The 10,669-nt window shown below is 57.1% G+C and carries 9 protein-coding genes; 2 read left to right on the top strand and 7 right to left on the bottom strand.

What is annotated here, in order from left to right:
• Nucleotides 1-49 precede the first annotated feature (49 nt).
• The 7 genes from ABD815_RS02795 to ABD815_RS02765 all read right to left on the bottom strand — a co-directional run bounded on the left by ABD815_RS02795 (nucleotide 50) and on the right by ABD815_RS02765 (nucleotide 8,288).
• On the bottom strand, nucleotides 50-931 hold the full coding sequence (locus ABD815_RS02795; RefSeq protein WP_344843165.1) for an NAD(P)-dependent oxidoreductase: 882 nt from the start codon (nucleotides 929-931) through the stop codon (nucleotides 50-52).
• A 36-nt stretch (nucleotides 932-967) separates the two neighbouring features.
• Nucleotides 968-1,300, bottom strand: a complete 333-nt coding sequence (locus ABD815_RS02790; RefSeq protein ID WP_344843162.1) for a cupin domain-containing protein — start codon at nucleotides 1,298-1,300, stop codon at nucleotides 968-970.
• 19 nt (nucleotides 1,301-1,319) lie between these two features.
• A complete protein-coding gene (locus ABD815_RS02785; protein ID WP_344843160.1) occupies nucleotides 1,320-3,641 on the bottom strand; it encodes a DUF4962 domain-containing protein in 2,322 nt (773 codons plus the stop codon).
• A gap of 77 nt (nucleotides 3,642-3,718) precedes the next feature.
• Nucleotides 3,719-5,281 carry an extracellular solute-binding protein gene (locus ABD815_RS02780; protein WP_344843158.1) on the bottom strand — a complete coding sequence of 521 codons (1,563 nt, stop codon included), beginning with the start codon at nucleotides 5,279-5,281 and terminating at the stop codon, nucleotides 3,719-3,721.
• A gap of 29 nt (nucleotides 5,282-5,310) precedes the next feature.
• Nucleotides 5,311-6,192, bottom strand: coding sequence for a carbohydrate ABC transporter permease (locus ABD815_RS02775; RefSeq protein WP_344843155.1), 882 nt, complete (start codon nucleotides 6,190-6,192; stop codon nucleotides 5,311-5,313).
• Between the two features lie 12 nt (nucleotides 6,193-6,204).
• Nucleotides 6,205-7,206: an ABC transporter permease gene (locus ABD815_RS02770; protein ID WP_344843153.1), complete on the bottom strand. Its 1,002-nt coding sequence runs from the start codon at nucleotides 7,204-7,206 to the stop codon at nucleotides 6,205-6,207.
• A 5-nt stretch (nucleotides 7,207-7,211) separates the two neighbouring features.
• On the bottom strand, nucleotides 7,212-8,288 hold the full coding sequence (locus ABD815_RS02765) for an ABC transporter ATP-binding protein (protein ID WP_344843151.1): 1,077 nt from the start codon (nucleotides 8,286-8,288) through the stop codon (nucleotides 7,212-7,214).
• A gap of 160 nt (nucleotides 8,289-8,448) precedes the next feature.
• Between ABD815_RS02765 and ABD815_RS02760 the strand changes: the two genes are divergently transcribed.
• Both ABD815_RS02760 and ABD815_RS02755 read left to right on the top strand, forming a co-directional pair.
• Nucleotides 8,449-9,138 carry a GntR family transcriptional regulator gene (locus ABD815_RS02760; protein WP_344843148.1) on the top strand — a complete coding sequence of 230 codons (690 nt, stop codon included), beginning with the start codon at nucleotides 8,449-8,451 and terminating at the stop codon, nucleotides 9,136-9,138.
• A 75-nt stretch (nucleotides 9,139-9,213) separates the two neighbouring features.
• Nucleotides 9,214-10,587, top strand: coding sequence for an MATE family efflux transporter (locus ABD815_RS02755; protein ID WP_344843146.1), 1,374 nt, complete (start codon nucleotides 9,214-9,216; stop codon nucleotides 10,585-10,587).
• Nucleotides 10,588-10,669 lie beyond the last annotated feature (82 nt).

Genomic DNA, 10,669 nt, shown 5'->3' with positions numbered 1-10,669 from the left:
TCATGGTCATCCTTCCTGTTTTGCGTGCCGCGCGAGGCGGATTTAGGGTCTAACCCTTAAGCTTCATAAAATAGTCGAAGATCTCGGGGACGTTGCCATCGCCCATGCCCGCTTCGACAGCTGCCTGAAGGTTACTGGACGTGCCTTCTGCAATTTCGGCGCGCGTGCCCATGTCCTCGGCCATTTTGAGAAAATAGCCCAGATCCTTATTGGCGTTGTTGATGGAGAACCCCAGATCGCTCACGCCATCCACGGCGTAGTTTTTGCAGAACCCCATGAACGGTGAATTGGATGGGCCTGTCGACATAATATCGAAGAGTTGCTGGCGATCGACGCCCGCACGATCCGCCACGGCAAATGCCTGACTCATCGTGCAAACGGTGGTCATACCCATGAAGTTGTTGATCAGTTTGGTCACATGGCCCGCGCCGAGCGCACCGAGGTAAAAGACGTTTTCGCCCTGCTCATCGAGCACTGGCTTGACCTTGTCGAACGTCGCCTTGTCGCCAGCTGCCATGATGTTGAGGAGGCCGTCTTTGGCGTGCGCGGGGGTCCGGCCCAATGGCGCGTCGACCATGCCCGCGCCCTTTTTGGCGAGGTCTGCACCGATCTTGCGTGTCGAGGCAGGGATGGAGGTGCCGTAATCGATCAGCACTGCGCCTTCCTTGATGCCCGCAAGGATGCCGTTGTCTCCATAGACGATTTTTTCAACGACGTCTGAGGTTGTGAGGCAGAGCATCACGATATCGCTCTTCTCGGCCAGTTCCTTTGGCGAGGCGGCCACTTGCGCGTTGCCGCGGTCGATTACCGCCGCCACGGCATCCTTGTTGAGGTCCATGACGACAAGTTCGTAACCCCTCTTTTGGAGGTTCTCCACCATGTTGCCGCCCATGAGGCCGAGGCCGATAAATCCGATGACGGGTTTGGTCATGATGTTTACTCCGTTGAATTCGTTATTTTTGCTGAATTAGAGGAAGTCTTCGCGGTGAGGCGTAAAGACATCCAAAAGCGTGCCGGCCTCGAGGCAGGTCGCGCCATGTTCGATATTGGGTTGTTTGTAGAGAGAGTCTCCAGCGCTCACGATGTAGGTCTCGTCGCCGACGGTGAACTCGAATTTTCCCGAAATGACGTAGGTGATTTGCTCGTGCACATGGTGGTGACGCGCGGCCACGGTGCCTTTTTCAAAATGCACCTCGACGATCATCAGGTTGTCATTGTAGGCGCCCACTTTGCGGGTCAGGCCGCCGCCTGCATCAAACAGAGCGTTTTCGTGTCCGGGGAACAGGTTCTTTACGGTCATTCTTGCGTCTCCGTTGTGCTTAGGTGTTTGCCAGCTTTTTCATGACCACCTTAAAGGTGTTCTCATCGGCATCCGTGAAATAGAGGTCCGCGTCGTAGCCCTGATCGTCCATGAAGTTGAACACCCGTTTGGGTGCATCCAGTTTGTAGGGAACCAGAAGCGTGGCGATGCGGTGGCGCGTGGCGGCAGGGTATTTTGCCGTCAGGCAGGTGCTGACGTGGAGGCCTTCGTAGTCGGCGGGATCGACGTCGGTGAATTCTGTCTTTTGGGTAATCTCGGGTTTGCCGCTTTCGGACCAAACGATCTGCCCGTAAAATCCCGCGCGTTCACCGGTATTGCGGAACGACGATTTACCGACATCAAAGGCGTTGTTGGCATGTAGTAGCCATTCGACTGTCACGGGCTTGGATGCATCCACCTTGTCGACGATGACAAAGTAGGAGTTGCGCACGAAATAGATCTCGCGCTGCGCACAGGTCACTTCCGGTGACAGGCTCTGGTAGGCAGGTGTCGCATCGCCGCAGATATAGATGTGATCGTCGCGCTCTTCGGCGGCCACGATTTTGCCGGTCGCGGCGAGCGCTTTGGCTTTGTCCTTCTCGGCGTATTGGCCTTTGCCGTTGATCAGGATCGCGTTTTTTGAGCGGGTCTGGCGGCGCCAGTTGCGGTGCATGCTTGAATTGAAAGCGACGTAATAGCCCGACTGGATGGCCATGTCTTCGCCGTAGGCGGCCATGCAAAAGGCGTTCTGGTCACCGTGGCTGTGGCTGACCGACCCGAATTTCGATGATTTGAATACGAACTGGATGTGATTGTCTGGATCATCCATCGCATGCTGGATGCCGACCCATCCGATGCCCTTGAAGTGGCGCAATCCGCCCTTGGGTGGGGTTGCCTCGATTTGGGGGAAATCGGTTTTGTAGACGAGTTCGTCAAAGTTCGTGTCCCACCAGCCCCAATTGTAGAAAGCCCCTTCGGTGCCGGGGTTCAATTCGAGGTTTTTGTCGCAATACCATTGGTATTCGCCTTTGCCCGTCGCCCCGGCAAACTGGCGCATGTTGAGGCCGGTCTTGATGCCGGGCAGGTCGCCTTGGGTGCTGTCATCACCAAAGGTGGCGCGGCGGGTGTTCGGCGCTTTGCAGAACAAAGGGAAGTCGCCGGTGTTTTGCAGGAAGGGTCGTTTGTAGAGGTCGATGCCTGTGTAGGACTTCAACCGGTTCGCGGTATCGATCAGATAGGCGATGCCCATCATCCAGTAGTTGGTGCCTTCGGCCCAACCGCCATCGCTGTCACCCCATGGGGAATAGACAGTCATCAGGAACTCGATTGAATAATTCAGCCAGTCGCGGGCCTCATCGTTTTCGTCATCACCGAGCAACGCGATGCAGGCCGGCACAATGCACAAGGAAACCGAGCGCACTGCGTGGCTGTCGTATGGAAACAGGTGGATTTTGGCGTTCAGGATTGCGTGCTCCGCGACGTCGCGGGTGCGTTCGAGAAGCGATGCGCGAACCGTGGCGCGTTCTTCGACCGAGAGATCGTCGTAGAGCCAATCATACCCCCACGCGAGCGCGTTGCAGACACGATAAGCCCATTCGTCGGTATATGCGCGCGATGTAACCCCCATCGGGTCCCAACTCGCGGCTTCGAGCAGCCATTCCTTGGCGCGGGCAGTCATTTTGGCGTCGCCGGTAACCTTGCCACCAATGGAGAGGTGACGGATCGCGTACCAGACTTCCTGCAGGTCGATATAGGTTTGGCGCCATACGGGAGCCGTGCGTTGGTGGTCGGGGTAGCCGGCGGGTTCGCGGGTGACCTCGCGCTCCATCCACGGCAAGACCGATTTCTCGTAAAAATTCGACCAGCTACAATGATCGGGATCGGCTTTGACGGCCTTTTTGAAATCCGCCAACCGGTCCTTGGTCATCCATAGGCGAGGATGGTCCGTGGCGACTTTTGCTAGGCGGTCCTTGCGCGCAGGCAGCGGCGTCTCGGCCAACCCGTCTGCGACAGTAAAGCTTCGGGTGCTGCTCCATGTGCTGGAGGGTGCGCCCGCACCGGCGTCCCACGTTGTGTAGGACCAATGGTAGGTTCCGGCGTCCAGAACCACATCCGGCGTAAAGAAATTCAGGGGCAGGTTTTCGTAGACTTGCGTCTTGCCTGCCGGAAACTTGGGATCGCTGGAGAGACGCAGCGCATAGCGGGCATCATCATCGACAACGGGAATCCACATAAAGCGGGGCGGGTTTTCGGTGACGTCGGTTTCAGGCGTCGGGCTGTACTGGACAGTCAGGCGGCCTGCTTTTGGTTCATCGAGGTGTGGAAGTTTGGTAGCCGACATCGGTCTGAAATTCCGCATCAAATTGGGTGGGAAGAATGACTCGGGGCGACAGGAGACGCCGCCCCGAGAGGGAGGATTTAGTTGCTGCCGTACTGGCGATCATAAGCGGACTGCATCACGCCCATAAGCTCTTGCAGGCCCATGTCGTCGAGCTGTGCAAGGTAGGCATCCCAGTCTGCATTCACGTCACCATTGCCGAGGATCCAGCTTTGTTGACGCTCAAGCATATAGTCACGGATCGAGCCCCACGTGCGGTCGTAGACCTGCTGTTCGTCAGCCGTAAACGCCACGCCGAGGAAGTCAGGGATCAGATAATCGCCCTGCTCGTAGAGGTCGATACCGGCAAGCGCGAACTCGTTCGTCCACTGGATTTCATAGTTGTAATCCTGGAAGTAACCGCGTGCCTGAAGCTGTGCACCTGCCTGATAGAGCGACCGGTTGATCGGACCTGCATCCAGGAATTCCTGAGTGAAGATCGGTTGGCCGTCGACCATTTCGTAGTGCATGCCTTCGACACCAAAGTTGGCCAAACGACGACCTTCCTCAGTGAACCAGAAGTCGAAATACTTGATGGTTTCAACGGTGTGCTCGTTGGTGTAGCCGATGGCCCAACCATCAGGCTTGACCAGAATACGACGATGCTCTTCGACCCGTTTGCCACCGACAGAAGCGGGCGGTGCCATGGCTTCGAAAGCAAAGCCCTCGATCTCGCTGGAGAGGCTGTTGTAGCCACCTGTGGATGCGAACCAGTCATGGGTCGACCCACCGAGGTTTTCGGAGAGCAGGAAGTCGCGGGCAGAGGAGCCGCGGGTGAAGATTTCCGCGTCGATCAGACCATCCGCATACCAGCGGGCAAGGTTGCTGATACCTTCGCGATAGCCTTCGCCGATGTAGCCGTGGCTGATCTGGCCGTCCTCAACGAGGAAGTCGTGATAGGTGTCAGACCCGTGCGCGCGGCCATCCCAGAGCGTGACCAGACGGATAAGTTCGGGCCACTGGCGCGCGAAGAATGGCACTTCGTCCGCAATGCCGTTGCCGTTGGGATCCTGCGTTTTAAAGGCGCGCAGGGCAGCTTCGTATTCTTCAACGGTCTGCGGTACTTCAAGGCCCAGCGCATCCAGCCAATCGGTCCGGATCCAGTAGGCGCGGCCGTATTTACCGTCAGGCAGATAGGGGATGTAGTACATCTGGCCATCTGCGGCTTTAACAGCGGCTGCGATGTCGGGGCGTTCGGCATAATAGGCTGCGATGTTGGGCGCGTGCTCGGCGATCAGATCGTTGAGCGGCACAAAGGCACCTTCAGGGCCGAACTGGTTGACGAAGTCCTTGATACGGCTGGAGCCAACAATGTCAGGAATGCTTCCGGAAGCGAGCATCAGGTTCAGCGCTTCGGTGCGGCCTGTGTTTTCGTCCGTGCGCATGTTCGCGCCGACAGTGTCGTTCTTCAGGTGGATGTTGGTCATCGCACGCGCAGCCTGCTCCACGGGCCAATCTTCTTCGTAGATCGGGTAACGCGCGTGGTTCATCTGGATCGTCAACTCCAGTGGTTCGTCGACGATCAGATGTTCTCCCTCGGCAAAGGCCGGTGTTGAAATAGCACTCCCTGCAAGCAAGGCTGCCGCTAGGCTCAGTTTACGCATAAGTTTTCCTCCCTTTTGCGGTTTCGTAGTTATTCTTTGACACCACCGAGAAGGATGCCCTTCTCGAAGTATTTCTGGATGAACGGGTAGACGATCAGCACGGGGATGATCGAACAGACGATAATTGCCGCGGTGACCGTCTCGGCGCTGAAACCAGCGGCTGTCTGGACGATGGCGAATTCGTCGTCGTCGCTCAGGTTGGCGATCGTGTGGCGCAGGAACACCTGCAACGGAATTTTGGATTCGGACTGCAGCAGGACCATTGCCCAGAAAAAGCCGTTCCAACGAGCCACGATCAGGAACAAGGTGATGGTGGCGATGGCCGGCTTGGACAGCGGGATGAATACCTTCCAGAGCACCTGAAAATCATTCGCCCCATCCATGCGTGCCGCTTCTTCAAAACTCTGCGGGATCGATTCAAAGAAGTTGCGCAGCAGGATGATGTTGAAGGCATTGATGGCAAAGCCGAGGATGATGCCGAACATGCTGTCCAGCAGGCCCAGGTCGCGCATGTTCAGGAAGAACGGGATCAGGCCGGCGTTGAACCACATGGTAAATGCGATGAAGAGGTTAAAGAGCCGACGCCCTTTAAGTTGCTGGCGTGACAGCGCATAGGCACATGGAACGATGAACATTAGGCTCATCACCGTGCCGCCGATCGTGTAGATGAACGTGTTGCGGTAGGAGATCCAGAACTGTGGGTTCTTGAGGATATATCCGTAGGCTTCGAGCGTCGCGTCAATCGGCGTCAACACCACCTTGCCCGCCTGAGCCGCAAAGCCCGAACTGAAGGACACTGCCGCGATGTAGATAAACGGGTAGAGCGTTGCGACCGTGAACAGGCCAATGAGGACCGACACTGCGATTGCAAAGATCTTGTCACCGCGTGAATAGAGGTTCCATTTCATCATAGTGTGATCCTCCTACCAGAGTGACGTGCGCGAGAAGCGGCGCGACAGAGTGTTGGCGGTCATGACCAGAACGAAGGCAACGACTGCGTTGAACAGGCCGCCCGCAGCAGCGAGGTCGTATTGACCGGACTGAAGGCCCTGGCGATAGATCCACGTGTTGACGACGTCGGCGGTTTCGTAGGTCGAAGGCTGGTAGAGCAATATGACCAGCTCGAACGAGACTTCCATGACGTTACCGATACGGATAATCAGCATGATCAGGATCGTCGGCATGATCGACGGAATGGTGATCTTCCACATCATCTGCCAGCGGTTCGCACCGTCCACCACGGCGCTTTCATAGAGCGACGGGTTCACACCTGCGATGGCCGCGAGGAACACGATGGAACCAAATCCCGCTTCCTGCCAAATGCCGGTGCCCACGAAGATCGGACGGAACCATTGCGGCTGGGTCAGGAAGTATACCGGATCGAGGCCGAACCATCCGATGATCGTGTTGACGATACCGGCGGTGGGAGAGAATGCGGTGATAACGATACCCGCGATGATCACCGACGAGATGAAGTGTGGCAGGTACACGATGGTCTGGGCGGTGCGTTTGTAGGTCGCATGCAGAACCTCGTTGAACATCAGCGCGAGAATGATTGGAGCCGGGAAGCCGAACAGAAGGTTCAGCGCCGAGATCTTGATCGTGTTGCCTACGGCGCGCAGGAACTGATCATTCGTAAACAGTGTTTGGAAGTGCTCGAAGCCGATCCACGGGCTACCGGCGACGCCCCGGAAGATCGAGTAGTCTTTGAAGGCAATCTGCAGGCCATACATCGGTTTATAAAGGAAAACGAGAAACCAGATGATCGTCGGCAGCAGCATCGCGTAGATCTGCCATTCGCGTCTGAAGTGATCAAAGAGGCGGATCCATCGACCATCGTCCGGCCGTATCCGCTGTGCTTCTTTGGCTTCGATAAAGGTCTCTTCGACTGATTGACCGGCGGCTGTGGTGTGCTCCTCTGCCATCTGCTTCAAGCTCCGAGGTTCAATGCGCGACCGGTCTCAGCGTCAAACAGTTTGACGAGAGAGGCCGGAACGTGGACTTCGGCAACGTTGTTGAGATGGTTGATGTCGCCGAGTGTATCGGCCTTGAAAACCAGAGGTTCTTTACCGGCGTGGGCATGTAGCAAGGCTTCGGAGCCAAGCGGTTCCACAAGATCGAGAGCGATAGGTAGTGCCGATGTTCCTTCGCCTGGCGTCAATGTGACATGCTCGGGGCGGATGCCGACGATAACGTTGCGCCCTGCGTGGCTACCGGTTGGACCATCAACCTTGATTTCGGTGCCGCCGACGAGGGCGCCATTTTCGGTTAGTTGGCCCTTCATCTGGTTCATCGGCGGAGAGCCGAGGAAGCCGGCCACGAATGTGTTCGCGGGGTTGTTGAACAACTCCATGGGCGTGCCGACCTGTTCGATAGCGCCGTCATTCATGACGACAATCCGATCGGCGAGGGTCATCGCCTCAACCTGATCGTGGGTCACGTAGACCGACGTCACACCCAAACGGTTATGGAGACGTTTGATCTCTGCCCGCATTTGTGTGCGCAGCTTGGCATCAAGGTTCGAGAGGGGCTCATCGAACAGGAATACTTTGGGGTGACGGACAATGGCGCGACCCATCGCAACACGCTGGCGCTGACCACCCGAGAGGTCGGCGGGGCGACGATCAAGGTAGTTCGTCAGGCCCAGAATTTCGGCGACATCGTCGATAGTCTGTTTGATTTCGTCTTTGGGCATTTTACGGATGCGCAAACCGAAGGCCATGTTGTCGGCCACATTCAGGTGCGGGTAGAGCGCGTAGTTCTGGAACACCATCGCGACATCACGGTCCTTGGGTGCGACGCGATTTACGCGGCGTTCATGGATCGTGAGGTCCCCTGCTGTGATCTCTTCGAGACCTGCAATCATGCGTAACGTGGTGGATTTGCCGCAGCCCGACGGGCCAACCAGCACAACGAATTCTTTCTCCGCGACCGTCAGATCGATCCCGTGGACCACCTGCATCGCGCCGTAAGATTTCACGATACCGCTAAGATTTACACCGGACATATTCCCCTCCCTTGGTGCTGCCCAAACGGGCGGCTCACCTGATAGCGAATCGCTCGCTGCCATCTGGTATACTAGTCGATAATCTGAAATACTAGTCTGGTATACTAGAAAATTTTTTAGTAAGTATTGCAGGAGTCAAAGCTCGGGAGGAGGTGAACGAATGGCACCAGAGATTGCGCGAAGCGAACGCCGCACCAGCGTGGACGATGTGTTTGATTACCTGCATGAGCAGATTGTCTCCTTGCAGCTCAAACCGGGCGACAAAATTTCCGAGGCTGAAATCGCTGCCGAATTTGGTGTCTCCCGCCAACCGGTTCGCGACGCCTTTAGCCGATTGGCCAATCTCGACCTTTTGTTGATCCGCCCTCAGCGGGCAACAGAGGTGAGACGGTTTTCCATGCGCGAGATCGCGAAATCCCGCTTTGTGCGGGCCGCGGTCGAAACAGAGGTCCTGCGCCGTGCCGCCGCCAGATGCGACAAAATGGGTGCCGCCCGACTGGACGCGGAACTGATCCTGCAAGAGGCCGCCACAGAGGCCAGAGACGTCGAGCAATTCGGCAAGTTGGACTACAATTTCCACAAGGTTCTGTGTGAAATCGCGATGGCCGATTACGCGTTTGACGTCATTCTCGAAGAAAAGGCCAAGGTGGACCGTCTCTGCATGTTGGCGATGGAAAAAGAACAACGGATGCCCGAGCTGGTCTGCGACCATCGCGACATAGCGGCGGCCGTCAAAGCCAACGATGCGGACAAAGCGGTCGAGGTCGGGATGAAACACCTCTCTCGTCTGGACAACACGATTGCTCGGATCACCGCTACGAATGCAAACTATTTTGAGCGCTCTGCCTAGGCACCGACCCCCTGACGACAGACAGGTCGTGTCGCGGTCCGGTGACACAGCAGCGCGCAATCACGGAACGGGTTAATGACCACGATCTCAGTTAAAGGCGGCCCGAACCCGGTTCCGGGCGCCAGACAGGTTTACGCGCTTGCCTGGCCTATGACGCTCAAAGCGATCTTCCTGCACGGGACCGTCGTGATTGATGGATTCCTATTGTCTTCTCTGGGGGAAGGCGCGCTGGCCGCGATGGGGTTGGCCGCCGCCCTGGGTGGGATTGTCCTAGGGGTGATTTTCGCCTTTTCCCATGCCATGCAAATTCGCACCGCGCAGGCCTTTGGTGGTGGCGATCTGGTCTTTCTCAAATCGGTACTAGCGTCCGGACTGGCCGTCAGTTTGGGAATCGGCGTGCTTGGGGTCGCAATGATCCTCATATGGGGCGGGTCACTGATCGGCGCATTGGCGCCCACGCCAGAGATTGCACATCAGGCGCAACTCTACCTGTCGATCTTCACCATCGTGATCATGGGCGAAGCGGTCGGCCAGTCCATCGCGAGTTTCTTTAACGGGTGCAGCCGCAGCAAATTGCCCCTCTACGGCTACCTGTTGTCGGTGCCAATCAATGTCGGTAGCAGCATCGTATTGATCCACGGACATCTCGGGCTCCCTGCCTTTGGCGTGGCGGGTGCTGCCATGGGCAGTGCGATCGCGATCACAGTTCAGGCCACGTTCTGGAGCCTTCTTCTTTTGCGCACGAACGACCATTTGCGTCGCGTCGCAGGTTGGCACAACACGACATTCTTGCCGACCGTCAAACGGCATATCCGCTTTGCCTTGCCCATCGCGGCGACCTTCGTCAGCGCGACCTTGGCCACCCATGTCTGTTCTCTGATCTATGCAAACATGTCCTTGAACGGCTTTGCTGCCATGACCCTCATAGCTCCGTGGAACCTGCTGGCCGGTCAGGTGGCGATGCAGTGGACACAGGCAACGGGGATACTCGTGGCACAGCTTTTGGGTAAGCGAACACCCGAAGACGTGCTCGACCGGTTCCTGTCGCGGGCCTGGATGGGGGCCTTTGTGACCGCCGGCATTGTCTCGATGATCTTTCTGGCCATGTGCTTGTCGCTGGATTGGATCTATCCAAACCTGGAGGGAGAGACCCGCGCGATCCTGTTCGGATTTTTGCCGATCCTGCTGGTGATCCAGTTCCCCCGCGCAACAAACGCGATCTGCGGCAACACCCTTCGCGCGGCTGGGGACACCGTCTACGTGATGCATATTTTCGTCTGGACGCAATGGGCGTTCCGTGTGCCGGCGACGGCGCTTTTGGTGCTCTATTTCGACGCGCCCGCGTTCTGGATCCTGTCGCTCTTCCTTTGGGAAGAAGTCCTGAAATTCCCCGCCTTCCACCGCCGCCTCTGGCGTGGCGACTGGAAACGATCCGACGTCTCGGGATAGGCGGCCTACACCGATGTTCGCTCATCGCAGGAGAAATGAATGTTCAAAACCATCTTGCGCCAATTTTCGGGCGCGTGTGAAA

Source organism: Celeribacter arenosi, from assembly GCF_039539485.1.
Lineage (GTDB): Bacteria > Pseudomonadota > Alphaproteobacteria > Rhodobacterales > Rhodobacteraceae > Celeribacter > Celeribacter arenosi.
Note: the sequence above shows the minus strand (reverse complement) of the source record. Positions and strands in the feature narration are given on the sequence as shown.

Bases quoted from the DNA above. Each gene is read 5' to 3' on its own strand.
- ABD815_RS02765 (WP_344843151.1), bottom strand. From the start codon at position 8,288: ATGTCCGGTGTAAATCTTAGCGGTATCGTGAAATCTTACGGCGCGATG.
- ABD815_RS02760 (WP_344843148.1), top strand. From the start codon at position 8,449: ATGGCACCAGAGATTGCGCGAAGCGAACGCCGCACCAGCGTGGACGAT.
- ABD815_RS02785 (WP_344843160.1), bottom strand. From the start codon at position 3,641: ATGTCGGCTACCAAACTTCCACACCTCGATGAACCAAAAGCAGGCCGC.
- ABD815_RS02770 (WP_344843153.1), bottom strand. From the start codon at position 7,206: ATGGCAGAGGAGCACACCACAGCCGCCGGTCAATCAGTCGAAGAGACC.
- ABD815_RS02775 (WP_344843155.1), bottom strand. From the start codon at position 6,192: ATGATGAAATGGAACCTCTATTCACGCGGTGACAAGATCTTTGCAATC.
- ABD815_RS02780 (WP_344843158.1), bottom strand. From the start codon at position 5,281: ATGCGTAAACTGAGCCTAGCGGCAGCCTTGCTTGCAGGGAGTGCTATT.
- ABD815_RS02795 (WP_344843165.1), bottom strand. From the start codon at position 931: ATGACCAAACCCGTCATCGGATTTATCGGCCTCGGCCTCATGGGCGGC.
- ABD815_RS02755 (WP_344843146.1), top strand. From the start codon at position 9,214: ATGACCACGATCTCAGTTAAAGGCGGCCCGAACCCGGTTCCGGGCGCC.
- ABD815_RS02790 (WP_344843162.1), bottom strand. From the start codon at position 1,300: ATGACCGTAAAGAACCTGTTCCCCGGACACGAAAACGCTCTGTTTGAT.